Raw genomic sequence first — 26810 nt, forward strand, 5'->3', positions numbered from 1 at the left:
TTGCGGATTTGTCGACATCTGGCGGGTGATTTCCGTCTCTGCGGTGAAGGTTGGCTCGCCGGACGCGTAGTTTTGGCGACACCACGCGACAACGCGCGCCTGTAGGAGCAGTCTTGGCACGGAAGATCGGCAGCCGGTACACCGCGAACCAGATCCTTGGTCGGGGCAGCGCCGGCACGGTGTGGCTGGGCGAGGGGCCGGAGGGGCCCGTCGCCATCAAGACGCTGCGCGAGGACCTCGCCTCCGACCAGGAGCTCGTCGGACGCTTCGTGCAGGAGCGCACCGCGCTTCTCGGCCTGGAGCACCCGCACATCGTCACCGTGCGCGACCTGGTGGTCGACGGCAACGACCTCGCTCTCGTCATGGACCTCGTGCGCGGCACGGACCTGCGCACCCGACTGGAGCGCGAGCGGAGGCTCGCCCCCGAGGCGGCCGTCGCGATCGTCGTCGACATCGCCGATGCGCTGGCGGCGGCCCACGCGGCCGGGGTCGTCCACCGGGACGTCAAGCCCGAGAACGTGCTCCTCGACATGCAGGGCCCGCTCGGTCCCGGCGGATCGCACCCCGCCCTGCTCACCGACTTCGGTGTGGCCAAGCTGATCGACTCGCCGAAACGGACGCGGGCCACGAAGATCATCGGCACGCCGGACTATCTGGCCCCGGAGATCGTCGAGGGCCTGCCGCCCCGCGCGGCGGTGGACATCTACGCCCTGGCGACGGTCCTGTACGAGCTGCTGGCCGGCTTCACCCCCTTCGGCGGCGGCCACCCGGGCGCGGTCCTGCGCCGCCACGTCACCGAGACCGTCGTCCCCCTGCCCGGTATCCCCGAGGAGCTGTGGCAGCTGATCGTGCAGTGCCTGGCCAAGGCGCCCGCGTCCCGGCTGCGCGCCTCGGAGCTGGCGGCCCGGCTGCGCGAGCAGCTGCCGACGCTGGCCGGCATGCCGCCGCTGGACGTCGACGAGCCGGAGCTGTCCGAGGACCCGGCGCAGGAGCCGGTCCCGCCGGCGGCGCCGGGCGGCGAGCCCGTACGGCGGCGGGGCGCGGTCCCGCTGGTCCCCGGCGCCAAGCCGGACTCCAACCGCGACACGCACACGTCGATGCGCGTGCCGGCGCCGGACGAGCTGGCCGGAGGCGCACACGGAACCGCACGCGCCCCCCGGGCCACCGGCGCGCCCCGGCCGGGGTCGGCGCGGCACCGGGCGGCCCTGCGGCGGCGGCGGTTGACCCTGGGCGTGGCCGGACTGGTCGTGGCGGCCCTCCTGGGCGTCGGGGCCTGGTGGGTGTCGGCCGACGACGACTCCGGGGCACCGTCCGGCACCCACAGCACATCGGCCCCCTGACCCGCCCGGGCCACCGTGGTACCGGGGACCGCTCGGCCGAGGTCGCTTGCGACAGCCGTTACGCTGGAACCGTGGCAGTCGTCGATGTATCCGAAGAGCTGAAGTCCCTCTCCTCGACCATGGAGTCGATCGAGGCCGTCCTGGACCTCGACAGGATGAGGGCAGACATCGCCGTGCTCGAGGAGCAGGCGGCCGCGCCGTCCCTCTGGGACAACCCGGACGAGGCGCAGAAGATCACCAGCAAGCTCTCCCACCTCCAGGCCGAGGTCAGGAAGGCGGAGGCGCTGCGCGGACGGATCGACGATCTCGCGGTCCTCTTCGAGATGGCCGAGGAGGAGGACGACCCGGACACCCGCGCCGAGGCCGAGTCCGAGCTGACCGCGGTGAAGAAGGCGCTGGACGAGATGGAGGTCCGCACGCTCCTCAGCGGGGAGTACGACTCCCGTGAGGCGCTCGTCAACATCCGCGCCGAGGCCGGTGGCGTCGACGCCGCCGACTTCGCCGAGAAGCTCCAGCGCATGTACCTGCGCTGGGCCGAGCAGCGCGGCTACAAGACGGAGCTGATCGAGACCTCGTACGCCGAAGAGGCCGGCATCAAGTCGACCACCTTCGCCGTCCAGGCGCCGTACGCCTACGGCACCCTCTCCGTCGAGCAGGGCACCCACCGCCTCGTGCGCATCTCGCCCTTCGACAACCAGGGCCGCCGCCAGACCTCCTTCGCGGGTGTGGAGGTGCTGCCCGTCGTCGAGCAGTCCGACCACGTCGAGATCGACGAGTCCGACCTGCGCATCGACGTCTACCGGTCCTCCGGTCCCGGCGGCCAGGGCGTCAACACCACCGACTCCGCGGTGCGCATCACCCACCTTCCCACCGGCATCGTGGTCTCGTGTCAGAACGAGCGGTCGCAGATCCAGAACAAGGCCACCGCGATGAACGTCCTCCAGGCCAAGCTGCTGGAGCGCCGTCGGCAGGAGGAGCAGGCCAAGATGGACGCCCTCAAGGGCGACGGCGGCAACTCCTGGGGCAACCAGATGCGTTCCTACGTGCTGCACCCGTACCAGATGGTCAAGGACCTGCGCACCGACTACGAAGTGGGCAACCCGGAGGCCGTGTTCAACGGCGAGATCGACGGGTTCCTGGAGGCCGGTATTCGCTGGCGCAAGCAGCAGGAGAAGTAACTTTGTCGACATGACAACTGCCGCCCGCGGGGCGGCAGTTGCCTTTTGTCTGGGTTTTACATCACACTCACACGCTTCGACTCACCGCATAAAACCCCCGACGGGACATAGCGCCCGCAACGACCTTGACGTTGCTTTGAAAAATCGGAAGGGTGAAGTGTGGCATGCGTACTTCAGGGGCGCATGTGAACCGGGGGAATGAGTTGACGCGGACTTCGTCACCGGCTGCCTCCCGTCGATCACGGCACCCCATGCGCCGCCTCATTGACGAACAGCTACTGGGGGTAGCAACCATATGACGAAGAAGACGCGGATCCGCGTCGCGCGGATAGCCGCCGGCGCCGTGATCGCGGCCGGTGCGTCACTGACCGCAGCCGGCGCGGCCTCCGCCCTGGACCTCGGTGTCCAGGCGGGCCCGATCAGCCTGGGCGTCCACACCAACGACGCGGGCGACAACGGTGGTACCGACGGCTCGACCCAAGGGACGACCGATGGTTCCATCCAGGGCGCCACTCTGGGGGTGACGGAGGGTTCGACCGAGGGTGACACGCAGGGTTCGACTCAGGGTGACACCCAGGGTGACACGCAGGGTTCGACTCAGGGTGACACGCAGGGTGACACGCAGGGTTCGACTCAGGGTGACACCCAGGGTGACACGCAGGGTGACACGCAGGGTTCGACTCAGGGTGACACCCAGGGTGACACGCAGGGTGACACGCAGGGTTCGACTCAGGGTGACACCCAGGGCTCGACTCAGGGCAGCACCCAGGGCACGTCGCTGGGGGCCACCGAGGGTTCGACCCAGGGCAGCACCCAGGGTTCGACCCAGGGCAGCACCGAGGGTGGCTCCGGGAACGGCGGCTCCGGGAACGGCGGCTCCGGGAACGGCGGCTCCGGGAACGGCGGCTCAGGGAACGGCGGCTCCGGGAACGGCGGCTCCGGGAACGGCGGCAGCACCGGCGGCTCCTCCAGCACGGGCGGGAGCGGCAGTACCGGTGGCTCCAGCACCGGTGGCAACCAGGACAACCCGCAGGGTGGCAGCGGCACCGCCCCCCAGGAGGAGGGTTCCTCGGCGCTCACCGACACCGGCTCCGACAGCAAGGCGCAGGGCGGTGACAAGCAGCTCGCCGAGACCGGTGCCGGCCAGACCGCGTTCCTGGTCATCGGCGCCGCGACGATGATCGCCGGCGGTATCGGCTTCCGTGTCCTGCCGCGCCTGGTCAACGGGCGGGGCGGCGCGGCCGCCTGAGTGTAGCCGTACGGTCACGCAGCGCGCGCGACGCGCACACCGAAGGGCCCGGAGCCTGGCGCTCCGGGCCCTGACGGGTTTCCGAGACTTTTCTGCGCGGCCCGCGTCACGCGGTCTGGTGCGCGAGCAGCGCCACCGCGGCGATCAGTACCGCCAGCAACGCGATCAGCGCCACCGGGTTCACCCCGCCCAGGAAGCCCTCTTGCTGCAGTCGCTCGCGGTTGGCACGGCACACCGGGCACCGGCCCTCGCTCACGGGCGCCGCGCAGTTCGCGCACACCAACCGGTCGTACGTCATGCGCTCGCCCTCCTTGCACCGGCCATCACACGTACAACGCTCATGGGAACGAGAACGTTCCCCCTCCACTGTGCCAGGTTCGCGGAGCGCGTGCGCGGGCCCCGGGAGAGCCGGAAGAGAGCAGGTGCAGGTACAAAAAGGTACAAGCCTTACCCAACCTCGACCTGCGACTGCACTTGCACACCCGGTTCGCGTATGGTCACGCTCATCTACCCCCGGCGACCCGTGGTGCATCCGTGATCCGATTCGACAACGTCTCCAAGGTCTACCCCAAGCAGACCCGCCCCGCTCTCAGGGATGTCTCCCTGGAGGTGGAGAAGGGCGAGTTCGTGTTCCTCGTGGGGTCCTCCGGCTCCGGAAAGTCCACCTTCCTGCGGCTCATCCTCCGCGAGGAGCGGTGCAGCCACGGCCAGGTGCACGTCCTGGGCAAGGACCTCGCACGTCTGTCCAACTGGAAGGTGCCGCAGATGCGCCGCCAGCTGGGGACCGTCTTCCAGGACTTCCGCCTGCTGCCCAACAAGACGGTCGCGGAGAACGTGGCCTTCGCGCAGGAGGTGATCGGCAAGTCCAAGGGCGAGATCCGCAAGTCCGTGCCGCAGGTGCTGGATCTCGTCGGCCTCGGCGGCAAGGAGGACCGGATGCCGGGCGAGCTGTCCGGTGGTGAGCAGCAGCGCGTCGCCATCGCGCGGGCCTTCGTCAACCGGCCCAAGCTGCTGATCGCCGACGAGCCCACCGGCAACCTCGACCCGCAGACCTCCGTCGGCATCATGAAGCTGCTCGACCGCATCAACCGGACGGGCACCACCGTCATCATGGCGACGCACGATCAGAACATCGTGGACCAGATGCGCAAGCGCGTCATCGAGCTGGAGAAGGGCCGCCTCGTCCGCGACCAGGCCCGCGGCGTCTACGGCTACCAGCACTAAGCAAGTTCCACGACGGAAAGGCTCGACCAGACGCCATGCGCGCCCAGTTCGTCCTGTCGGAGATCGGTGTCGGTCTCCGCCGCAATCTGACGATGACCTTCGCCGTCATCGTCTCCGTCGCCCTGTCCCTGGCGCTGTTCGGCGGTTCGCTGCTGATGAGCGACCAGGTGAGCACCATGAAGGGCTACTGGTACGACAAGGTCAACGTCTCGATCTTCCTGTGCAACAAGCACGACGCCGACTCGGACGTCAACTGCGCCAAGGGCGCGGTCACCGAGGACCAGAAGAACCAGATCCTCTCCGACCTGAAGAAGATGCCGGTCGTCGAGAAGGTCTCCTACGAGTCCCAGGACGAGGCGTACAAGCACTACAAGGAGCAGTTCGGCAACTCCCCGCTGGCCAGCTCGCTGACGCCGGACCAGATGCAGGAGTCGTACCGGATCAAGCTCAAGGACCCGCAGAAGTACCAGGTGATCGCGTCCGCGTTCAACGGACGGCCCGGTGTGCAGTCCGTGCAGGACCAGAAGGGCATCCTGGACAACCTCTTCCAGCTGCTGAACCTGATGAACCGGGGCGCGCTCGGCGTGATGGCGATGATGCTGATCGTCGCGCTGCTGCTGATCGTCAACACCGTGCGCGTGTCGGCGTTCAGCCGTCGGCGCGAGACCGGGATCATGCGCCTGGTCGGTGCCTCGGGCTTCTACATCCAGGCGCCGTTCATCGCCGAGGCCGCGGTCGCCGGGCTCATCGGCGGTGGACTCGCCTGTGTGGCGCTGGTGGTGGGCCGGTACTTCACCATCGACCACGGCATGGACCTGTCCCACAAGCTCACGCTCATCAACTTCGTCGGCTGGGACGCGGTGTTGACCAAGCTGCCGCTGATCCTCGCGACGAGCGTGCTGATGCCGGCCTTGGCGGCGTTCTTCGCTCTGCGCAAGTACCTGAAGGTGTGACGCATGCCAAGAGGGCCGTACGGGCAACCGGCCGTACGGCCCTTCGCGTTGTCCTAGACTCACCGCCATGTCAGGTCGTGACCTGTTCTGCCCGCCCCGCCGCTTCCGCCGCGGGGCCGCCCTGACATTGGTCTTCGCCGGGGTCCTGGTCACCGGCGCCGCCACCGGCTCCTTCCCGGAACCCGACGCCGCCGCACCGGTGGCGTCCGCGCGGAAGGCCGCCCCCTCCCCGAAGGGTGCGGCCACCGGGCACGAGGACGTGGAGCGGGCCGCCGCCCAGGCCATGGCCGACGGCACGTCCCCGATGGAGGCGGCCGAGCGGGCCGTCAGTCGCAGCGGGGACCGCTGGGGCGCCGTGTATTCGGAGGGCGAGTACCAGGAGTTCCAGGAGGCCCTCGACGGCTGCTACACCGGCGTCGGCCTGTGGGCGCGGCGCGAGCGGGACGGCCGGATCGAGGTGACCCGGGTGCAGCCCGGCTCGCCGGCCGCCGAGGCGGGGATCCGCGCCGGCGACCGGCTGCGCAGCGTCGACGGCAGCAAGGTCGACGGTCGGCCGGTCACCGAGGTGGTCTCGTTGCTGCGCGGTGACGCCGACGACGCGGCCGCCGGTACGACGGTCACCCTGGGCCTCGAGCGTGGCACGCGCGCGTGGACCGAGACCCTGCGCCGGGCCCGGCTGTCCACCGACTCCGTGACCGTGCGCCGGCTGCCGGGCGGGGTCACCATCATCAAGATCGCCGCGTTCACCAAGGGCTCCGGGGACGCCGTCCGCGCCGCGGTACGGCAGGCCCCGGCCGACGGCGGGATCGTGCTCGACCTGCGGGGCAACTCCGGCGGGCTGGTCACCGAGGCCGTGGAGACCGCCTCCGCCTTCCTCGACGGCGGCCTGGTCGCCACCTACGACGTCGACGGCGCCCAGCGCTCCCTGCACGCCGACACCGGCGGGGACACCACCCGGCCCCTGGTCACCCTGGTCGACGGCGGCACGATGAGCGCGGCCGAGATGCTCACCGGGGCCCTGCAGGACCGGGGCCGTGCGGTGGTCGTCGGCTCCCGCACCTTCGGCAAGGGCTCCATCCAGATGCCGACCGACCTGCCCGACGGCTCGGTGGCCGAGCTGACCGTGGGCCACTACCGCACCCCGCTGGGGCACGCCGTCGACGGCCGGGGCATCACCCCCGACCTCGAAGTGGCGCCGGACGAGGCCGTGCGGCGGGCCGAGACGGTCCTCGCCGGCCTGGGCGACCCCTCGTAACCTCGTTGATCGGCTGTACGCGCGCCCCCCGCGTAGTGCGAAAATGGTGGGCACTATGGCTAAGGAAAAAGGGCGCAAGCTGATCGCGCAGAACAAGAAGGCGCGGCACGACTACCACATCCTCGACACCTACGAGGCCGGTCTGGTCCTCATGGGCACCGAGGTGAAGTCACTGCGCCAGGGGCGGGCGTCGCTGGTGGACGGCTTCGTGCAGCTGACCGACCACGAGGCGTGGCTGCACAACGTGCACGTCCCCGAGTACAGCCAGGGCACCTGGACCAACCACAGCGCCCGCCGCAAGCGCAAGCTGCTGCTGCACCGCGCGGAGATCGACAAGCTGGAGTCCAAGTCCCAGGAGACGGGTCACACCATCGTGCCCCTCGCCCTGTACTTCAAGGACGGCCGGGCCAAGATCGAGATCGCGCTGGCGAGGGGCAAGAAGGAGTACGACAAGCGGCAGACCCTGCGCGAGAAGCAGGACCGCCGCGAGGCGGACCGGGCGATGGCGGTGGTCCGGCGCAAGCAGCGCGGCTGAGCCCGCGGGTGTTCGGCGCCGGTTTCGGGAATGTTCCGGCGCGGGGCCGTGCTGGACCTGGCGGATGCCGTACGACGGCCGGGTGACCGGCGGGAATACGGTGGCATCGGCGGGCGTTGTTGCTCTACGATGAGTGCACACTCCACAGCGGGTGCGTGCGACCCTCCTCGGAGGGTTTGAAAAATCAACATGGGGATGATCGGTTTCGACAGCGGCTGTCGAAGCAGGGGAAGCGTGTCGAGGAAGCGGCCATGATCTCGTAAACCACAGGCCGAAAAAAATAATCGCCAATACCAAGCGCGATTCCTTCGCCCTCGCTGCCTAAGTAGCGACTTGCGAAGTGTCAGCCCGGGGCTGTTCCCGACCCGGATCCTGGCATCAGCTAGGGAACTAAACCTTGATCCCGGTCACGGGGTGAAGAGGGAAACCAAACAGTGACTGAGCCCGTCGGAGACTTGTCCGCGTGATCTCCGGGGCCGAGAAAAGCGAAGCGGACTGCACACGGAGAAGCCCTGGTTCCGCACCGTTGGACGCGGGTTCGATTCCCGCCATCTCCACCAAGCCCCTCCGGGGGTTCGCCCCATGTTCACAAACGCCCCGTCGCTCTCGAGCGGCGGGGCGTTCGTCATGGGGTGGCGCCGTCAGGGCGCGTGGCGCTCATCGGCTCGGGGGCGCTGTCCACGGGCGAGTGCGGCCACCCCCAGTGCGAGCGTGGCGGCGCCGGCCGGGACTGCGAAGGCCACGACGGGGGACATGTGCTCCGCCGCCCAGCCTCCCGTCGCCGAGCCGCAGGCCACCCCCGTGAGCAGTCCCGTCACCATCAGGCTCATGCCCTCGTTCAGGCGGTCGGCCGGGGTGCGCCGCTGGACCAGGGTCATCGCGGTCACCATCGTCGGCGCCGTGGCCATCCCCGCCACCAGCAGCGCTCCCGCCAGCGCCCAGAGCGAACCGGCGAGGCCGGCGGCGGCCCACGGCAGGGTCATCAGCACGGCCATCGCCGCCAGGCAGTGCACCAGCCGCACCCCCGTCGGCTTCAGTGCGCCGTACCCCAGCCCCGCCGCGCACGATCCCGCCGCCTGCAACGCGAGCACGGCACCGGCCGTCGCCCGGTGGCCCTGCGCGTCGGCGTACGCGATCGTGACGACCTCCATCGAGCCGAACACCGCCCCGGTCGCGGTGAAACACGCAAGCAGCGGTGGGATCCCGGGCGTGCGCAGTGGCGAGCGCGCCTGTGAACGCCCCCGCGGCGGCGGCTCGGTGGCCCGCTGCGCGGTGAACAGCAGCATGCCGGAAAGGAGCAGCAGCGCGCCGGTGAGCGTGCCGGCCTCCGGGAAGAACGTGCCGGTGAGGAAGGAGGCCAGCACCGGGCCGAGCATGAAGCACAGTTCGTCGGCGGCCTGCTCGAAGGAGTTCGCGGTGTGCAGTGCGCCGGGGTCGTCGCGCAGCAGATGGGCCCACCGGGCCCGGGACAGGCCGCCGATGTTCGGGGTGGCCGCGGTGCCGGCGTAGGCGGCGAACAAGGTCCAGTCGGGGGCGCCGTAGCGGACGCACAGCAGCAGCGCGAGGCTGCCGAGCACGGAGGTGATCGTGGCCGGTACGGCGACCCGGGCCTGCCCGTGCCGGTCGACGAGCCGGGCGACCCAGGGCCCGGCCAGCGCGGTCGCCGCGAGACCGGTCGCGGTGACGGCACCGGCCAGGGCGTACGAGCCCCGCGAGCCGGCGATCATCACGACCGCGCTCACGCTGAACATGCCCATGGGCAATCGGGCGAGGAGGTTGCCGGTGGTGAAGGCACGGGCACCGGGGAGACCGAAGAGACGGCGATAGCCGCTGGTGGTGGATATGGCCGAGGGCATGGACCCACCCTCGCTCGCAGTGGATCAACGGGTCCAACACCTTCCCGGCACCGATCCACGCGTTTTCGTTGTAAGTTCACGGGCATGCCCGCGCCCACCGACCTGGACCCCCGCCTGCTCCGCGCCTTCCTGGCCGTCGCCGAGGAACTGCACTTCACCCGCGCCGCGGCCCGCCTGTACGTCGCCCAGCAGGCGCTCAGCCGCGATGTACGGCGGCTGGAACGGGAGCTGGGGGCGGAGCTGTTCGTGCGGACGACCCGGCAGGTGACGCTGACCCCCGACGGCGTACGGCTGCTCCCGCACGCGCGCCGCGTCCTGTCGGCCCAGGACGACCTGCTCGCCGCGTTCGCCCCCGGCCAGTCCCGCCCGCTGCTGGTGGACCTCAACTCGCCCGGCCTGGCCACCGGCCGCCGCGTGCTGCACCGGGCTCGTGAACTCGTCCCGGACTGCGAGCTGATGGCCCGCTACGAGAGCGGCCTGACCGGAGCCGCCGCCGAGTTGCTGGCCGGCCGGCTGGACGCCTCCTTCGGCCGTTTCGCGGGCCTGGACCCGGCGCTGCGGTCCGGCCTCGCACAGCAGCCGGTGCGCTACGAGCCGATGGCCGTCGTCCTGCCCGAGGACCATCCGCTGGCCGCCCGCACGGAGGTGCCGCTGGCCGCGCTGGCCGGCGAGACGGTGTACGGCGGCGCCGGGAACCCGCGCACCCTGGAGTGGACCGACCTGGCGTACCGGCTCTTCGAGGGGCGCGGTATCCGGCTCGCCGAGCCGCTTCCGCTGGCCGTCGGGGACGAGGAGTTCGAGCGGATCATGGCCAAGACCCGCCACCCGGTGCTGGCCGTGGTCGACTTCCCGGCCCTGCCCCGCACGGTCCGCCGCCCGCTCGTCGACCCCGTCCCGCTGTCCCCGGTGTCCCTGGTGTGGCGGAAAGGGCTGGTCCATCCCGCACTGGACGCACTGCGCCGGGCGGCGGCGGGGCTCGCGGAGACGCAGGGGTGGCTGCGACGGCCCGCCGGAGGATGGATTCCGGCCATGGACGAGATCGTGATGAGAGGGTGACGCGCGGCCGGAAGAGATGCCCGGTGCATGCCGACGATCCCCGGTGCGGTCGGAGCGTTCCGCCGCGCGGCCCTGCACCGCGTCGGAGGGATGAGCGACGACACGCTCGCCGAGGACACCGACATCACGATGGCGCTGCACCGCGACGGCTGGCGGGTCGTGTACTCCGAGCGCGCCCGCGCCTGGACCGAGGGCACCCGAGTCCGTCCAGCAGCTGTGGTCCCAGCGCTACCGCTGGTCGTACGGCACCATGCAGGCGATCTGGAAGCACCGCCGGGCCCTGTTCGAGCGGGGTCCCTCCGGCCGCTTCGGCCGGGTGGGTCTGCCGCTCGTGTCGCTGTTCATGGTGGTGGCCCCGCTGCTGGCGCCCCTGATCGACCTCTTCCTCGTGTACGGCCTGGTCTTCGGGCCGACCGCGAGGACGATCGGCGCCTGGTTCGGCGTCCTCGCGGTGCAGGCGGTGTGCGCGGCGTACGCCTTCGCCCTGGACCGTGAGCCGCTCACTCCTCTGCTCTCGCTGCCGTTGCAGCAGATCCTCTACCGCCAGCTGATGTACGTCGTGCTGCTCCAGTCCTGGATCACCGCGCTCACCGGCGGCCGGCTGCGCTGGCAGAAGCTGCGCCGCATGGGCGGCGTGGCCGCGCCCCCGGTGGAGCGGGACCTCTCATCACCGCTCCGGCCGGGGTGAGAGCAACGTTCCCTTCCGGTCACTCACAGCCACAGGCCGGAAATGCGTCCTCCCTACCTTCGGGCTCAGTCACTGGTGTGGCAGACCGAGCAGCCGGAGCCCCGTGGAGGCGTGATGACGACCCCAGCCCCAACCCGTCGCAGTGGCCGCTGGATCGAGCGCTGGGACCCTGAGGACGAGGGGTTCTGGAAGGCGGCCGGGGAGCGGATCGCCAACCGGAACCTGTGGTTCTCCATCCTCTCCGAGCACATCGGCTTCTCGGTCTGGACCCTGTGGTCCGTCCTCGTCCTGTTCATGGGCCCGCAGTACGGACTCACCCCCGCCGACAAGTTCCTGCTGACCTCGATGGTCACTCTCGTCGGCGCGGTCGTACGCGTCCCCTACACCTTCGCCGTGGCGGTCTTCGGCGGCCGCAACTGGACGATCATCTCGGCGAGCCTGCTGCTGATCCCGACGATCGCGGCCTTCGCGGTCATGGAGCCGGGCACGTCCTTCACCACGTTCCTGCTCGTGGGCCTGCTGGCGGGCATCGGCGGCGGCAACTTCGCCTCCTCCATGACCAACATCAACGCCTTCTTCCCGCTCCGGAAGAAGGGCTGGGCGCTCGGCCTGAACGCGGGCGGCGGCAACATCGGCGTGGCGGCGATCCAGCTGGTGGCCCTCGCGGTGATCGGCGCGAACGGGGGACCGCGCGTCCTGCTCGGCATCTACATCCCGCTGATCGTGGTGGCCGCCGGGCTCGCCGCCGTCTTCATGGACAACCTGGCGACGGTGAAGAACGACACGGGCGCGGCCAGGGACGCGGCGGGGGACGCCCACACCTGGATCATGTCGTTCCTGTACATCGGCACCTTCGGGTCCTTCATCGGCTACAGCTTCGCCTTCGGCCAGGTGCTGACGAACCAGTTCGGCCGGACCCCGCTGCAGGCGACGTACCTCACCTTCATCGGCCCGCTGCTCGGCTCGCTGGTCCGGCCCGTGGGCGGCCGGCTCGCGGACCGCTTCGGCGGCGCCCGCATCACCCTGTGGAACTATGTCGCCATGGGTGCCGCCACCGCCGTCCTGGTCGCGGCGAGCCTGCAGAAGTCGCTGCCGCTGTTCGTCATCGCCTTCGTCGTGCTGTTCGCGCTCACCGGTATCGGCAACGGCTCGACGTTCAAGATGATCCCGGGCATCTTCCACACAAAGGCCCTGGCCAAAGGCCTGGAGGGGGAGGCCGCGGTGGCGCACGGCCGCCGGCTCTCCGGTGCCTCCATGGGCCTGATCGGCGCGGTCGGCGCGCTCGGCGGCGTCGGCATCAACCTCGCCTTCCGGCAGTCCTTCCTGTCCTACGGCTCCGGCACCGGCGCGTTCGTCGCCTTCCTCGCCTACTACGGCCTCTGCTTCGCGGTGACGTGGGCCGTATACCTTCGCCGGCCCGCGCGGCAGGCGGCGCCCGTGGCGGCTTCGGAGACGAAGTCGCAGCTCAGCTACGCCGAAGTGTGACGTAACACCGGTGCAATGCAGTCGAACCGAGCCTGTGACGCGCCGTTGACAGGCTCGATTCGCGTGCCGGTCAGCTAGGAGATCCCATGTACGACGAAGAGCAGCAACCCGGAGCCGGGCACGGTCCGCTCGCGGGATTCACGGTGGGCGTCACCGCCGCACGCCGTGCCGAAGAGCTGGGCGCCCTGCTCCAGCGGCGCGGTGCCGCCGTCCTGCACGCACCCGCCCTGCGCATCGTGCCGCTCGCCGACGACGGCGAACTCCTCGCCGCCACCAAGGAGATCATCGACCGGCCGCCGGACGTGGTCGTGGCCACCACGGCGATCGGCTTCCGGGGTTGGGTGGAGGCCGCCGACGGCTGGGGCCTCGGCGAGTCGCTGCTCGCACGGCTGCGCGGGGTGGGGCTCCTGGCCCGAGGCCCGAAGGTCAAGGGCGCGATCCGTGCGGCCGGCCTGACGGAGGAGTGGTCGCCGTCGTCGGAGTCCCTGGCCGAGGTGCTGGACCACCTGCTGGCGCAGGGCGTGGACGGTCGCCGTATCGCCGTACAACTGCACGGCGAACCTCTGCCGGGCTTCGTCGAGTCCCTGCGGGCGGGGGGAGCGGAGGTGGTCCCCGTGCCGGTGTACCGCTGGATGCCCCCGGAGGACATCACCCCGCTGGACCGCCTGCTGGACGCGACGGTCTCCCGCTCCCTGGACGCCCTGACCTTCACCAGCGCTCCCGCTGCTGCCTCGCTCCTCTCCCGCGCGGAGACCCGGGGCCTGCGGGAGGAACTGCTGTCGGCCCTGGCCCACGACGTGCTCCCGGCCTGCGTGGGCCCGGTCACGGCGGTTCCCCTCCAGACGCACGGCGTGGACACCATCCAGCCGGAACGCTTCCGCCTCGGCCCCCTGGTCCAGCTCCTGTGCCAGGAACTCCCCTCCCGCGCCCGCACGTTGCCGGTCGCCGGCCACCGCGTGGAGATCCGCGGACACGCGGTCCTGGTCGACGGCGACCTGAAACCGGTCCCCCCGGCCGGGATGTCCCTGCTGCGTGCCCTCTCCCGCCGCCCCGGCTGGGTGGTCGCCCGCGCGGACCTCCTGCGCGCCCTGCCCGGTGCGGGCCGCGACGAACACGCGGTGGAAACGGCGATGGCCCGCCTCCGCACGGCCCTCGGCGCCCCGAAGCTGATCCAGACGGTGGTCAAACGCGGCTACCGCCTGGCCCTGGACCCGGCGACGGACGCGAAGTACGCGGACGCGTAGGGCATGACGGCGGCGATCGGCAACCTCCGCAAACTCGGGTGCTCGTCCGGGCCCGGTGTGTTGGCTCTGGGGGATGGGGCCCGACCTCGGCACCGACAAGCGACTGCAGGGTGTTCTCGATGAACTCGTTCGCCGGGAACCGCTCTTCCACAGAACCGAGTTCGGGACCACGCGAGCCGATTTCGAGGCCATGACGGCGCCCGACTTCGGGGAGACGGGAGCGTCGGGGCGACGTCACAGTCGTGCTCACGTGCTGGACGTCCTCGAGGAGTGGTACAAGGAACCACCGGTCGAGGACTGGGAGACGTCCGACTTCCATTGCCGGGAGCTGGCAGCCGACCTCTATCTCCTGACGTACACCCTCGTTCTGGACGGGCGTAAAACCCGTCGCGTGACGATCCGGCAGCGCGCATCGGACGGTTGGAAGATCCTCTACCACCAGGGCACCGTCGTCCAGGAGGCCGAGGAGTGACTTTCAGACGGCATGCCTTCCGCCGCCCACCTCGAACCACAGCAGTTTCCCGGCGCCCCGCTCCAGCACACCGTCACCGGTCCGGAAACCGCCCCACCAGTCGGCGTACTCCTGCACGAGACGCAGCCCGCGCCCGCGCTCGGCGTCCGCCGGGGCCGCCGGAACCCGGTCCCAGGGCGGGTCCCCGAAGGGCGACGGGATGCGCGGGTGACTGTCCCACACCCCGACCCTGAGCCTTCCGTCCGCCAGCGCGGTGAGCCGCAGGGAGGCGGGGCCCCTGGTGTGCCGGTAGGCGTTGGTGACCAGCTCCGACGTCAGCAGCTCGACCGGTTCCAGCACGTCCTGTCTGCCGTGCCCGCTCAGCACGCTCCGCACGGTCATACGTGCGACCGGTGCCGCGCGCGGATCATGAGGCAGGCGAAGGGCGTACACCCAGGTCTCGGGCAGGGATACGGTGCCCATGGAAGCCTCCGTCGAGAGAAGGGACTCGGGCTCGCTCAACCGTTCACGCCCGGCGGTGGCATTGCCTGGGGAGGTGCGCTTCCGGCTCAGGGACGGGGGGAGTTGGGCGGGACGTGATTACCGTAGGGCAGATGGTTAGATGCATCTAACGGAATGCGTTGGATGCGTTGGATGCGTCCATTCTTCACTCATGTGAGGGAGCGTTGCGCCGCGTCGCGGCCAGGAAGGAGAAGGGGTGCCGCCCACCAACAGCCCTACGCTCCGGCAGCGAAGGCTGGGTGCGGAACTGCGCAAACTCCGTGAGCGCGCGGGACTCACCGCGACCGGCGCCGCCGAACTGCTGGGCGCCAACCAGGCGCGCATAAGCATGATCGAGACCGGCCGCACGCCCATCAGCGCCGACCGGCTCCGCGCCATGGCGCACGTCTACGACTGCACGGACGAGCCGCTCATCGATGCCCTGGCCGCGATGACGGGGCGACGCACCCGAGGCTGGTGGGAGGACTGTCGGGAGCACGTGCCGGTGGCGCTGGTCGATCTCGCCGAGCTGGAGCATCACGCGTCCGCGCTGCGGGTGGCGCTTCTGATCCACGTTCCGGCGCTGCTCCAGACGACCGACCATGCGCGCGCCCTCTTCCGGGCAGTGGTGCCGCCGATGCGTCAGTACGAGATCGAGCACCGCCTCACACACCGCATGAAGCGGCAGGGCGTCCTGCACAGAGTGGATCCGCCCCCCTACACGGCGATCATTCATGAGGCGGCATTGCGCATGAACTTCGGTGGTCCTGTCGTTGCGCGCGGCCAGTTCAAGCACCTGCTCGACATGAGTGAACTGCCCCACGTCACCGTACGGGTGATCCCTTTCGGCACTGACCAGTTCCCGACCACCGGCCAGTCCTTCGACTACGTCGAGGGTCCCGTGACGCAGCTCGACACGGTCCAGCTGGACTCGCACCACGGCGCCTGCGAATTCCTCGATTCAGAGGCGCAGTTGAGTAAGTACCGGGCTGTGTTGAACCGTATGGAATCCTGCGCACTCGACCCCGCTGAAACGCGGGACCTCATTCACCGCCTCATCCAGGACCTGTGAAGGAGTCCACCATGCAGACACTCCACTGGCGGAAGTCCAGCTACAGCGGCGATGGCTCCAACTGCGTCGAAATAGCCACCACCCCCACCACTATTCACATCCGCGACTCCAAGAACCCCACCGCCCCTTACCTCGCCGTCACCCTTTCCACTTGGGCGGACTTCCTGACGCACGCGATCGGGACCAGAGCGGCAAGCGAACCGCGTTGACGGCGGTCTCCTGGAGTGAACCCGGACATGGGACCGCGTAGAAGCCACCGGCGCGAGTTCTATGCCGTTCCCGATGTCGGCCTGCCCCAGGACGCGATCCAGCAGTGGCTGTACTGCCTCGCGGATCCTCGTGGCGCGCGGGCGTGGCGACTGGCTCGACACGGTGATGGAGGCGATCCAGGGGCATGCCGTGCTGCGGCACGTCGACCCGGGGGAGCTGCGAGAGAGAGCATCCTGCCGGTCTCGCCCGCTCAGGCCATGGATCTGGCCAAGCTGATATCGGCCGGGTCTCTTCTGTCCAGCTCCAGCGCATCCCTTCGCGCGCCGGATGCGGAACGCGATACCCGTCTGCGGTTGCTCCTGGGAGAGATGGGGGACGGCGCACGGTTCTTCACCAACCACGGGCACGCGGAAGACGGTGCAGAGGGTGACTTCCTGGCCTCGGCGTTTCACGTGAACGGCCTTGCCGGCACCACCGTCGACGTCTGCCTCATCGGAGTGTCGGACGAGCGCGTACTGGTGCTGTGGTGTTTCGAGGACGACTAGGGCGTGTTTCGAAAGTCCCGTCTGGTCCGCGACGCCTGGCGCGGCACCTCGCCGCGTTGTCGGGATCGTCCACGTACGCCCGGTACGAGGACGACCCTCCGCCTTGCGATGCACCGCACCAGACGCCCCGGACCCCGCCCTCCGGGCGGACGACGCCACTTTCGAAACACGCCCTAGCCGCGTCCTGAGGAGCGGCTCGTCGGCGAGCTTCGTGATCTGGTGACTCGGGCACGGAGGCGAGTGATTACGCACTCGAGGGTTCCGGCCCAGGCTCGGGGCAGGCACTGTGAAGAGGAGAGTTCCACGGAGCCCGAAAGAGCCCCCCCGCTACCTGCCTAGGCGGTGACAGGCACATGGCACTGGGTACGGCCACGCCGCGGTACGAGCCGCGGTTCGATGCCGGACGCATCTGTCTCGATCTCCTCGCGACCGCACATCCTGCCGAACGGCTGGACGGCGTCGGGGCGTTGTGCGCGTGGATCGGTGGGGTGGGGCTCGTGCCGGAGGGTACGGGGCTCGGGCACGCCGATGCCTCCTGGCTCGTGGGGTTCCGGGAACTGCGTGCTCACGTCGGGCAGTTGGTGCGCAACCCGCACGCGCCGGACGCGCCGTCGTACGAGCGCGCGCTCCGGCGGGTCAACGAGGTCGCGCAGGACGAGACCCCGGCCCCGCGTGCCGTGCGCGATCCGGAAGGCGGTCTCACCAGGGAACTGGCCGCGCCGCCGACCTGCGCCGGGCTGCTCGCGCTCGTCGCGCGGGATGCCGTGGACCTGCTCACCGATCCCGTCGCGCGGGCCGCCGTACGGGAGTGTGAAGGGGACGACTGCCCGCTCGTGTACCTCGACACGTCACGCGGGCGGCGCCGGCGGTGGTGCTCCAGTGAGGTGTGCGGCAACCGCGAGCGGGTGGCCCGGCACCGGCGGCGGGCCGCGCTCGCGCGGGCGTGATTTCCGCAACACCGGGTTTGGATGGCGCATACACGGGAAGCTGCGGCCCGCTCCGGACGCGTGTCTGAATTGTAAAGATCGCGGGGTGGGAATGTGTACGCATGTCCCTGTCGTCACGTCAGCCCCGAGAAAACTGTCACCTCCGTTTGAACACCGCGCCGCTTCCTTCCGTACGGGTGGGCGAGCGACCGACTGGGGGAACCCCCGGACACCGGAGGTGGGCGTGCGCAAGGATGCGGCCGTGGCCAATGAACGTGGATCGAGGGCCCGACATCGCATGTCCTCACAGCCCTCGGAACCAGACGAGGAGCTGATGCGTGCCCTGTATCGAGAGCACGCCGGACCCCTGCTCGCGTATGTCCTGCGCCTGGTCGCCGGTGATCGGCAGCGCGCCGAGGACGTCGTACAGGAAACGCTCATCCGTGCCTGGAAGAACGCCGGTCAGCTCAATCGGGCGACCGGTTCGGTACGCCCCTGGCTGGTGACGGTCGCACGCCGCATCGTCATCGACGGCCACCGCAGCCGGCAGGCCCGGCCGCAGGAGGTCGATCCGTCGCCGCTGGAGGTCATCCCCGCGGAGGACGAGATCGACAAGGCGCTGTGGCTGATGACGCTGTCGGACGCGCTCGACGACCTGACCCCGGCCCACCGGGAGGTGCTCGTCGAGACGTACTTCAAGGGGCGTACGGTCAATGAGGCGGCCGAGACGCTGGGCATACCCAGTGGCACGGTGCGGTCTCGGGTGTTCTACGCCCTGCGTTCGATGAAGCTGGCACTGGAGGAGCGGGGGGTGACGGCGTGATGAGCAGTGGTTTCGGGGGAATGCAGGGATTCGGGGCGGGAGGTCCGGGTATGCCTGGGCCCATGAACCCCAGTCCGGGATCTTCGGTGCCGAGCGAGCACGAGACCGTGGGCGCCTACGCCCTCGGGATCCTCGACGACGCCGAGGCAACCGCTTTCGAGGCCCACCTCGCCGGCTGCGAGTGGTGCGCCCAGCAGCTGGACGAACTGGCCGGGATGGAACCGATGCTGGCCGCCCTGGCGGACCTGCCCGGTTCCGGCAGCACACCCGCGATCGGCGAGTCGCTGTCCGCGAAGCCCACTCCCCGGCTGGTGGAGAGGCTGGTCGACGAAGTCGCGGAGAAGCGCGCCCAGAAGCGCCGGCGCAGCTTCTACATGATCGCAGCGGCGGCCGCGCTGATCATCGCCGGACCGCTGGCCGCGGTGGCGGTGAACGGCGGCTCGGACGGGGGCGGCGGCCAGGTCACCGCGTCCTCGGCGCAGACGGCGTTCGCCTCCATGCCGGACAAGAAGTCGGCCACGGACCCGTCGTCCCAGATCAGCGCCACCGTCGCCATGGCCCCGAAGGACTGGGGCACCCAGGCGGTCCTCGAACTGAAGAACGCCAAGGGGCCGATCAAGTGCTCCCTGGTGCTCGTCGCGAAGAACGGGCAGCGCGTGACGATGTCCTCCTGGTCGGTGCCGAACTGGGGCTACGGCATCCCGAACGGCAAGACGCCCGAGTCCAGGAAGCCGCTCTACATCGGCGGCGCGGCGGCCTTCAAGCCGAACGAGATCGACCATTTCGAGGTCGTGACCTTCCAGGGGAAGAAGCTGGTACAAGTCGACGCGTAGCTTCCACCGGCCCCCTTCGCGTACGGTTGACGGCTGCCCAGCACGTCAGAAGGGGGCCAGGTGGCCGCTCAGGTTCAGCAGTCCGCGGTCGGCTCGGTACACGGCGCACACGATTCCGTCCGTGACCGGGAGATCGGCGTCGAACAGGAACACCTGGACCGGGTGTACCGGCGGCTGGAGGAGAAGATCCACGAGGCCGAGTTCCTGATGCACGACGCGGCCAAGCGCGGCCAGGTGGGCACTCCGGGGGCGCTGGCCGAGCGGGACGCCCAGGTCTTCCGCGCCGGCATCCACCTGAACCGGCTCAACAACGAGTTCGAGGACTTCCTCTTCGGCCGCATCGACCTGCTCCTGGGCAAGGACGGCAAGAAGGGGCCCGACGGCGCCTATACGGCGGTCGAGCCCGCCGAGGGCGCCGTACGCGACGACAACACCGCCGACATCGCCGAGACCCTGCACATCGGGCGGATCGGTGTGCTCGACGAGGACTACGCACCCCTCGTCATCGACTGGCGCGCGCCCGCCGCCGCCCCCTTCTACCGGGCCACCCCGGTGGAGCCCGGCCGGGTCGTACGGCGCCGGGTCATCCGCTCCAAGGGCCGCCGCGTGCTCGGCGTCGAGGACGACCTGATGCGTCCCGAGCTGACCGCCCACCTCGACGGCCGTGAGCTGCCCGTCATCGGCGACGGCGCCCTCATGGCCGCGCTCGGCCAGGCCCGCACCCACACCATGCGGGACATCGTCTCCTCCATCCAGGCCGAGCAGGACCTGGTGATCCGGGCCCCCGCCGCCTCCATCACCTACGTCGAGGGCGGGCCCGGCACCGGCAAGACCGCCGTCGCCCTGCACCGCGCGGCCTACCTGCTCTACCAGGACAGACGCCGGTACGCGGGCGGCATCCTCATCGTCTCCCCGACCCCGCTGCTCGTCGCCTACACCGAAGGCGTGCTGCCCTCGCTCGGCGAGGAGGGTCAGGTCGCGATCCGCGCCATCGGCTCACTCGTCGACGGTGCCGCGGCCACGCTGTACGACTCCCCGGCGGTGGCCCGCGCCAAGGGCTCGTACCGGATGCTGAAGGTGCTGCGGAAGGCGGCCCGGGGCGCGCTGGAGCTGGGGCCGGGCGGCGCCGCCGGCGCGGCGGGGCGGCTCGCCCCGTACGCCTCGGACGACGACTCCGGCACCCGGCCGCAGGCTCCCGCCGGGCCGCCCTCCCGCCTGCGTGTCGTCGCCTTCGGCCGTCGTCTGGAGCTGGAGGCGGAGGAGCTGGAACGTGTCCGCCGTACCGCCCTCGGCGGCACCGCGCCCGTCAACCTGCTGCGCCCGCGCGCCCGCAAACTGCTGCTGGACGCCCTGTGGGCCAAGTCCGGGGCGGGCACCCGGCACATCGACCCGGAGCTGGTCGCCGAACTGCGCTCCTCCTTCGACGAGGACGTCAGCGGCGAGGACGCCTTCATCGCCTTCCTCGACGCCTGGTGGCCCGAGCTGACCCCGAAGGCCGTGCTCGCCGCCATGGCCGACGAGAAACGGCTCGGCCGCTGGGCCCGCCGGATCCTCAACCCCGGCGAGGTCCGCAAGGTGGCCCGCTCCCTGACCCGGGACGGGTACTCCGTGCACGACATCGCCCTGCTCGACGAGCTCCAGGCGATCCTCGGTGTCCCGGCCCGCCCGCGGAAGAAGCGCGAGCTCGACCCGCTGGACCAGCTCACCGGGCTGGAGGAGCTGATGCCGGTGCGCGAGGAGACGCAGCGCGAGCGGGCCGAGCGCCTCGCACAGGAACGCACCGAGTACGCCCATGTCATCGTGGACGAGGCGCAGGACCTCACCCCGATGCAGTGGCGCATGGTCGGCCGCCGCGGCCGGCACGCCACCTGGACGGTCGTCGGCGACCCCGCCCAGTCCTCCTGGTCCGACCCGGACGAGGCGGCCGAGGCCCGCGACGAGGCCCTGGGCACCCGACCCCGGCGCCGCTTCCAGCTCACCGTGAACTACCGCAACCCGGCGGAGATCGCCGAGGTGGCCGCCAAGGTGCTCGCGCTCGCCATGCCGGGTGCCGAGGCGCCGAGCGCCGTCCGTTCCACGGGCGTCGAGCCGCGTTTCATCGTCGTACGGGACTCTCTGCAGCGGACCGTGCGGGCAGCGGCGGAGCGGCTGCTGGACCTGGTGGACGGCACGGTCGGCGTGGTCGTCGCGATGAACCGGCGCGAGGAGGCCCGGCGCTGGCTGGCCGGGCTGGGCGACCGGGTGGTGGCGCTCGGCAGCCTGGAGGCCAAGGGCCTGGAGTACGACGCGACGGTGGTCGTCTCGCCCGCGGAGATCGCCGACGAGTCCCCGGCCGGCCTGCGCGTGCTGTACGTGGCGCTGACCCGGGCGACCCAGCAGCTCACGGTGGTCTCGGGCGACCGCGACGAGCCGGACGCGGCAGGGGTGCCGGATCTGCTGCGGGACTGATTTTCCGGTGAATCACCGCGACAGGAATGGTCCGCGGCATCCGTTTGTTAGCCTGGATGCGGCACCGGCCCGATCCAAGCCCCCGGGCCCAACCTTCGTCCCTGCGAGGGACCACTTGCCGCGAGGCGAGCATGGCGGGTCGGTGCCGTCAGCGTGAGAGACCCACGTCCCTGTGACGTGGGTCTCTTTCTTTTGCGCGATCACTTCTCGTATGGTGGAAGTGGTTTTCCGAAATCTGTACGCCGCTCATGAACAAAACGTCCGCAATCCAGGGCGACTACCACGTACTCCGCGGTAGGTGCGACGATCGGACGGCTACAACTCGCGACACGGTGAAAGCAGAGGAAGTCGGCCATGGCAACGGCGCCCAGCGTCTCCTACTCGATGACCATCCGGCTGGAGGTGCCCGCGAGCGGAACCGCCGTCTCGCAGCTCACCACCGCCGTGGAGTCCTCCGGAGGATCGGTCACCGGCCTCGACGTCACCGCGTCCGGCCACGAGAAGCTCCGTATCGACGTCACCATCGCGGCCACCTCCACGGCCCACGCCGAGGAGATCGTCGAGAAGCTGCGTGGGATCGAGGGCGTCACCCTCGGCAAGGTCTCCGACCGTACGTTCCTGATGCACCTCGGCGGCAAGATCGAGATGGCGTCGAAACACCCCATCCGCAACCGTGACGACCTGTCCATGGTCTACACGCCCGGCGTCGCCCGCGTCTGCATGGCCATCGCCGAGAACCCCGAGGACGCCCGCCGCCTCACCATCAAGCGCAACTCCGTTGCGGTCGTGACGGACGGCTCCGCCGTGCTGGGCCTCGGCAACATCGGTCCCAAGGCCGCGCTGCCGGTGATGGAGGGCAAGGCGGCCCTCTTCAAGCGCTTCGCGGGCATCGACGCCTGGCCGATCTGCCTGGACACCCAGGACACCGACGCGATCGTCGAGATCGTCAAGGCGATCGCCCCCGGGTTCGCCGGCATCAACCTCGAGGACATCTCGGCGCCGCGCTGCTTCGAGATCGAGGCCCGGCTGCGCGAGGCCCTCGACATCCCCGTCTTCCACGACGACCAGCACGGCACCGCGATCGTCGTCCTCGCCGCCCTGACCAACGCCCTGCGTGTCACCGGCAAGGCCATCGAGAACATCCGGGTCGTCATGTCCGGCGCCGGCGCGGCCGGTACGGCCATCCTCAAGCTGCTGCTCGCGGCGGGCGTGAAGAACGCCGTCGTCGCCGACATCCACGGTGTCGTCCACTCCGGTCGCGAGGACCTGGTGGCCGCGCCCGCGGACTCCCCGCTGCGCTGGATCGCGGACAACACCAACCCCGAGGGCCTGACCGGCACCCTCAAGGAGGCCGTGCGCGGCGCGGACGTCTTCATCGGCGTCTCCGCCCCGAACGTGCTCGACGGCGACGACGTGGCCGCCATGGCCGAAGGCGCCATCGTGTTCGCGCTCGCGAACCCCGATCCCGAGGTCGACCCGGCAATCGCCCGTCAGACGGCGGCCGTTGTCGCCACCGGCCGCTCCGACTTCCCGAACCAGATCAACAACGTGCTGGTCTTCCCCGGTGTCTTCCGCGGCCTGCTGGACGCCCAGTCGCGCACCGTCAACACCGAGATGATGCTCGCCGCCGCGCACGCCCTCGCCGACGTGGTCAGCCAGGACGAGCTGAACCCGAACTACATCATCCCCAGCGTCTTCAACGACAAGGTGGCGGGCGCGGTCGCCGGCGCCGTCCGTGAGGCCGCGAAGGCGGCCGGCGCGACGGCCTGACCAGGAGTTTCGTCGGGATCGGCACGGGTCCGCGGCGCCCGGCACGGCAGCTCGCCGCGTCGTCGGACCACCCGGGTACGTCCGGTGCGCGGGTGGGCCTCCGCCTCGCGACGCGCCGCACCGGACGCCGCGGCCCGTCCGACCCGATCCGAACGAAACCCCCTGGCGCCGCCCTCCGCGCCGCTTGGCCGGGTGACGGCGGAGCGGCGCCCGGGCGACGTCCCGGTGACGGCGTGCCGTACTGTGCAGGGGCTGTGAGGATCACCACGGCGGCCCCCGCACCGGCGCGTCGTGGAACCAGCCGATGCCGTGCGCCCTCTAGGGTGACGCCGAGCGGGCGCCTTTCGTGTGACTCCCCAGGGTGTTCTCACGACTCCTACGGGTGCCGGATTGGCTTTACCGCCGCAGGTAGGGGCAGGATGCTCCCCCAGGGACCTCGTCCCCCCGGGGGCACCCCCAAGGGCGCGAGCGCATCGGCATCGCAGTGCCTCGGGCGGATCCGCCGCGTGGCACACCCCAACGGCAAGAAATACACGGGAGTAACAACATGAACCGCAGTGAGCTGGTGGCCGCGCTGGCCGACCGCGCCGAGGTGACCCGCAAGGACGCCGACGCCGTGCTGGCCGCGTTCGCCGAGACCGTCGGCGAGATCGTCGCGAAGGGCGACGAGAAGGTCACCATCCCCGGCTTCCTGACCTTCGAGCGCACCCACCGTGCCGCTCGCACCGCCCGCAACCCGCAGACCGGCGAGCCGATCAACATCCCCGCCGGGTACAGCGTGAAGGTCACCGCGGGCAGCAAGCTCAAGGAAGCCGCCAAGGGCAAGTGACCTTGTCGGTCGTACGCCACGGGACGGCGTACGGTGCGTTCTGACGCGCGATGACGTCGAAGGGGCGGCCCTCCTCAGCCGGAGGGCCGCCCCTTCGCCGTGCCGGGCCGGAACCCGTCAGCCGAGCGCCTTGCCCGGCAGTTCCACCTTCGCGCCCAACTCCACGAGCTTCTCCATGAAGTTCTCGTAGCCGCGGTTGATGAGGTCGATGCCGTGGACGCGGGACGTGCCCTCGGCCGCCAGGGCCGCGATGAGGTAGGAGAAGCCGCCGCGCAGGTCGGGGATGACCAGGTCGGCGCCCTGGAGCCTCGTGGGGCCGGAGACGACCGCCGAGTGCAGGAAGTTGCGCTGGCCGAAGCGGCAGTCCGAGCCGCCCAGGCACTCGCGGTAGAGCTGGATGTGGGCGCCCATCTGGTTCAGCGCGGAGGTGAAGCCGAGGCGGGACTCGTACACCGTCTCGTGGATGATGGACAGCCCCGTGGCCTGGGTCAGGGCCACCACCAGCGGCTGCTGCCAGTCGGTCTGGAAACCGGGGTGCACGTCCGTCTCCAGCGCGATGGACTTCAGCTGGCCGCCGGGGTGCCAGAAGCGGATGCCCTCGTCGTCGATCTCGAAGGCGCCGCCCACCTTCCGGTAGGTGTTCAGGAACGTCATCATCGAGCGCTGCTGGGCGCCGCGGACGTAGATGTTGCCGTTGGTCGCCAGCGCCGCCGACGCCCACGACGCGGCCTCCAGACGGTCCGGCAGGGCGCGGTGGGCGTAGCCGCCGAGCTTGTCCACACCGGTGATGCGGATCGTGCGGTCGGTGTCCATCGCGATGATCGCGCCCATCTTCTGCAGCACGCAGATGAGGTCCTCGATCTCCGGCTCGACGGCCGCGTTGGACAACTCGGTGACGCCCTCGGCCAGTACGGCCGTCAGCAGCACCTGCTCGGTCGCGCCGACAGACGGGTACGGCAGCCGGATCTTCGTACCGCGCAGACCCTTCGGGGCCTCCAGGTACTGCCCGTCCGCGCGCTTCTCGATGACCGCGCCGAACTGCCGCAGCACGTCGAAGTGGAAGTCGATGGGCCGGCCGCCGATGTCGCAGCCGCCGAGGCCCGGGATGAACGCGTGCCCGAGGCGGTGCAGCAGCGGGCCGCAGAAGAGGATCGGAATACGGCTGGAACCCGCGTGGGCATCGATGTCGGCGACGTTGGCGCTCTCCACGTGCGTCGGGTCGAGCACCAGCTCGCCGGGCTCCTCGCCGGGACGGACCGTCACGCCGTGCAGCTGGAGCAGGCCGCGCACGACCCGCACGTCACGGATGTCGGGAACGTTGCGCAGTCGGCTCGGCGCGCTGCCCAGCAGGGCGGCGACCATGGCCTTCGGTACGAGGTTCTTCGCACCTCGGACACGGATCTCGCCCTCCAGCGGGGTTCCGCCGTGGACAAGCAGGACATCGTCGTTGACGGTCATGTATCTCGCGTTCCGATGAGTTGGGCAGGGGGTGGCTGCGGCCGATCACTCGCGCAGGGGCCGGGGAGACAGCGTAATCGCCGATTACCCCCCGTCCGTAAGTCCGAGTACCACCCAGCCCCGTCATAGCTGTGTCACAACACGAACCGTGCGCTATCGGGCACATGGGGTCACCGCACGCGGCGTGCGCCCGGAGCGCTTCCCTCCTCCCCGAGCTGCGTTCACTCCCCGGCACCGATTGGCTCCCCACCGACGGGGAAGATGCGGGATCATGTCTGGCATGACCGAGGTGTCCTCGCTCACAGGGCGGCTGCTCGTGGCCACTCCCGCCCTGGCGGACCCGAACTTCGACCGCGCGGTGGTGCTCCTTCTCGACCACGACGAGGAGGGCTCCCTCGGTGTCGTCCTCAACCGCCCCACGCCGGTGGACGTGGGCGACATCCTGGAGGGATGGGCCGACCTCGCCGGTGAGCCCGGTGTGGTCTTCCAGGGCGGCCCCGTCTCGCTGGACTCGGCGCTCGGCGTCGCGGTGATCCCGGGCGGGTCGAACGGCGACCTCGCCCCGCTGGGCTGGCGCCGGGTGCACGGCGCGATCGGCCTGGTCGACCTGGAGGCGCCGCCGGAACTGCTGGCCTCCGCCCTGGGGTCCCTGCGGATCTTCGCCGGATACGCCGGCTGGGGTCCCGGCCAGCTGGAGGACGAGCTGGTCGAGGGGGCCTGGTACGTGGTCGAGTCGGAGCCGGGGGACGTCTCCTCGCCGGCCCCGGAGAAGCTCTGGCGAGAAGTGCTCCGCCGCCAGCGCAACGAGCTGGCGATGGTGGCGACGTATCCGGACGACCCGTCGCTCAACTGATGCGGGTGCGTTTCAGTACCCTTGCTGA

The 26810-nt window shown here is 70.3% G+C and carries 25 protein-coding genes, 1 other RNA gene and 1 pseudogene; 23 read left to right on the top strand and 4 right to left on the bottom strand.

Features of this window, described 5'->3' with window-relative positions; all coding sequences use genetic code 11:
• Positions 1-113 precede the first annotated feature (113 nt).
• From AC5WRT_RS23115 to AC5WRT_RS23125, 3 genes are all read left to right on the top strand, one after another.
• Entirely contained in the window at positions 114-1340 is a 1227-nt protein-coding gene (locus tag AC5WRT_RS23115) for a serine/threonine-protein kinase (protein ID WP_496095491.1), read from the top strand.
• A 71-nt stretch (positions 1341-1411) separates the two neighbouring features.
• Positions 1412-2518, top strand: a complete 1107-nt coding sequence (gene prfB / locus AC5WRT_RS23120) for a peptide chain release factor 2 (protein ID WP_496095490.1) — start codon at positions 1412-1414, stop codon at positions 2516-2518.
• Positions 2519-2813: 295 nt separating this feature from the next.
• Positions 2814-3767: a hypothetical protein gene (locus AC5WRT_RS23125; protein ID WP_496100569.1), complete on the top strand. Its 954-nt coding sequence runs from the start codon at positions 2814-2816 to the stop codon at positions 3765-3767.
• 106 nt (positions 3768-3873) lie between these two features.
• Here the strand turns inward: AC5WRT_RS23125 and AC5WRT_RS23130 are convergent, their stop codons facing one another.
• Positions 3874-4065, bottom strand: a complete 192-nt coding sequence (locus AC5WRT_RS23130; RefSeq protein WP_496095488.1) for a hypothetical protein — start codon at positions 4063-4065, stop codon at positions 3874-3876.
• Positions 4066-4301: 236 nt separating this feature from the next.
• Here AC5WRT_RS23130 and ftsE point away from each other — a divergent pair, with 236 nt between their 5' ends.
• From ftsE to ssrA, 5 genes are all read left to right on the top strand, one after another.
• Positions 4302-4991: a cell division ATP-binding protein FtsE gene (ftsE, locus tag AC5WRT_RS23135; RefSeq protein ID WP_330339656.1), complete on the top strand. Its 690-nt coding sequence runs from the start codon at positions 4302-4304 to the stop codon at positions 4989-4991.
• Between the two features lie 35 nt (positions 4992-5026).
• Positions 5027-5944: a permease-like cell division protein FtsX gene (ftsX, locus tag AC5WRT_RS23140; RefSeq protein ID WP_496095487.1), complete on the top strand. Its 918-nt coding sequence runs from the start codon at positions 5027-5029 to the stop codon at positions 5942-5944.
• A 67-nt stretch (positions 5945-6011) separates the two neighbouring features.
• Complete coding sequence (locus tag AC5WRT_RS23145; RefSeq protein WP_496095486.1) at positions 6012-7199, top strand: S41 family peptidase; 1188 nt, start codon at positions 6012-6014, stop codon at positions 7197-7199.
• A gap of 55 nt (positions 7200-7254) precedes the next feature.
• A complete protein-coding gene (smpB, locus tag AC5WRT_RS23150; protein WP_496095485.1) occupies positions 7255-7734 on the top strand; it encodes an SsrA-binding protein SmpB in 480 nt (159 codons plus the stop codon).
• A gap of 191 nt (positions 7735-7925) precedes the next feature.
• Positions 7926-8294, top strand: a transfer-messenger RNA (tmRNA) gene (ssrA, locus tag AC5WRT_RS23155).
• A gap of 81 nt (positions 8295-8375) precedes the next feature.
• On the opposite strand, the gene AC5WRT_RS23160 is transcribed toward ssrA, so the two are convergent.
• Positions 8376-9590, bottom strand: a complete 1215-nt coding sequence (locus AC5WRT_RS23160) for an MFS transporter (protein ID WP_496095484.1) — start codon at positions 9588-9590, stop codon at positions 8376-8378.
• Between the two features lie 84 nt (positions 9591-9674).
• On the opposite strand from AC5WRT_RS23160, the gene AC5WRT_RS23165 reads away from it, so the two are divergent.
• The 5 genes and pseudogenes from AC5WRT_RS23165 (at position 9675) to AC5WRT_RS23185 (ending at position 14535) form a co-directional block, all read left to right on the top strand.
• Complete coding sequence (locus AC5WRT_RS23165; RefSeq protein WP_496100570.1) at positions 9675-10646, top strand: LysR family transcriptional regulator; 972 nt, start codon at positions 9675-9677, stop codon at positions 10644-10646.
• A gap of 21 nt (positions 10647-10667) precedes the next feature.
• Positions 10668-11334 (top strand): annotated as a pseudogene (locus AC5WRT_RS23170) (glycosyltransferase family 2 protein); the annotation flags it as partial.
• Between the two features lie 114 nt (positions 11335-11448).
• Complete coding sequence (locus tag AC5WRT_RS23175; protein WP_496095482.1) at positions 11449-12819, top strand: nitrate/nitrite transporter; 1371 nt, start codon at positions 11449-11451, stop codon at positions 12817-12819.
• A gap of 86 nt (positions 12820-12905) precedes the next feature.
• Positions 12906-14063 (top strand): uroporphyrinogen-III synthase, encoded by a 1158-nt coding sequence (locus tag AC5WRT_RS23180; RefSeq protein ID WP_496095481.1) that lies wholly within the window; start codon positions 12906-12908, stop codon positions 14061-14063.
• 190 nt (positions 14064-14253) lie between these two features.
• Positions 14254-14535 carry a DUF4440 domain-containing protein gene (locus tag AC5WRT_RS23185; RefSeq protein ID WP_496100580.1) on the top strand — a complete coding sequence of 94 codons (282 nt, stop codon included), beginning with the start codon at positions 14254-14256 and terminating at the stop codon, positions 14533-14535.
• A 3-nt stretch (positions 14536-14538) separates the two neighbouring features.
• Here AC5WRT_RS23185 and AC5WRT_RS23190 read toward each other — a convergent pair whose 3' ends face one another.
• Positions 14539-14997, bottom strand: coding sequence for an ATP-binding protein (locus tag AC5WRT_RS23190; protein WP_496095479.1), 459 nt, complete (start codon positions 14995-14997; stop codon positions 14539-14541).
• A 235-nt stretch (positions 14998-15232) separates the two neighbouring features.
• Here AC5WRT_RS23190 and AC5WRT_RS23195 point away from each other — a divergent pair, with 235 nt between their 5' ends.
• The 9 genes from AC5WRT_RS23195 to AC5WRT_RS23235 all read left to right on the top strand — a co-directional run bounded on the left by AC5WRT_RS23195 (position 15233) and on the right by AC5WRT_RS23235 (position 24471).
• Positions 15233-16087, top strand: a complete 855-nt coding sequence (locus AC5WRT_RS23195) for a helix-turn-helix domain-containing protein (RefSeq protein ID WP_496100571.1) — start codon at positions 15233-15235, stop codon at positions 16085-16087.
• An 11-nt stretch (positions 16088-16098) separates the two neighbouring features.
• Entirely contained in the window at positions 16099-16296 is a 198-nt protein-coding gene (locus AC5WRT_RS23200) for a DUF397 domain-containing protein (RefSeq protein ID WP_496095477.1), read from the top strand.
• A 258-nt stretch (positions 16297-16554) separates the two neighbouring features.
• Positions 16555-16842, top strand: coding sequence for a hypothetical protein (locus tag AC5WRT_RS23205; RefSeq protein ID WP_496100572.1), 288 nt, complete (start codon positions 16555-16557; stop codon positions 16840-16842).
• Positions 16843-17195: 353 nt separating this feature from the next.
• Positions 17196-17789, top strand: coding sequence for a CGNR zinc finger domain-containing protein (locus tag AC5WRT_RS23210; protein ID WP_496095475.1), 594 nt, complete (start codon positions 17196-17198; stop codon positions 17787-17789).
• Between the two features lie 217 nt (positions 17790-18006).
• Positions 18007-18591 (top strand): sigma-70 family RNA polymerase sigma factor, encoded by a 585-nt coding sequence (locus AC5WRT_RS23215; protein ID WP_030167252.1) that lies wholly within the window; start codon positions 18007-18009, stop codon positions 18589-18591.
• Positions 18592-18653: 62 nt separating this feature from the next.
• Positions 18654-19424 (top strand): anti-sigma factor family protein, encoded by a 771-nt coding sequence (locus tag AC5WRT_RS23220; RefSeq protein ID WP_496095474.1) that lies wholly within the window; start codon positions 18654-18656, stop codon positions 19422-19424.
• A gap of 60 nt (positions 19425-19484) precedes the next feature.
• On the top strand, positions 19485-21872 hold the full coding sequence (locus AC5WRT_RS23225) for a HelD family protein (RefSeq protein WP_496095473.1): 2388 nt from the start codon (positions 19485-19487) through the stop codon (positions 21870-21872).
• Positions 21873-22226: 354 nt separating this feature from the next.
• Positions 22227-23642: an NAD-dependent malic enzyme gene (locus AC5WRT_RS23230; protein WP_496095472.1), complete on the top strand. Its 1416-nt coding sequence runs from the start codon at positions 22227-22229 to the stop codon at positions 23640-23642.
• A gap of 547 nt (positions 23643-24189) precedes the next feature.
• A complete protein-coding gene (locus tag AC5WRT_RS23235) occupies positions 24190-24471 on the top strand; it encodes an HU family DNA-binding protein (RefSeq protein ID WP_023550134.1) in 282 nt (93 codons plus the stop codon).
• Between the two features lie 117 nt (positions 24472-24588).
• Here the strand turns inward: AC5WRT_RS23235 and murA are convergent, their stop codons facing one another.
• Positions 24589-25929: a UDP-N-acetylglucosamine 1-carboxyvinyltransferase gene (murA, locus tag AC5WRT_RS23240; protein ID WP_496095471.1), complete on the bottom strand. Its 1341-nt coding sequence runs from the start codon at positions 25927-25929 to the stop codon at positions 24589-24591.
• A 280-nt stretch (positions 25930-26209) separates the two neighbouring features.
• On the opposite strand from murA, the gene AC5WRT_RS23245 reads away from it, so the two are divergent.
• A complete protein-coding gene (locus tag AC5WRT_RS23245) occupies positions 26210-26782 on the top strand; it encodes a YqgE/AlgH family protein (RefSeq protein WP_496095470.1) in 573 nt (190 codons plus the stop codon).
• Positions 26783-26810 lie beyond the last annotated feature (28 nt).

It is taken from the genome of Streptomyces sp. NTD91, from assembly GCF_059510455.1.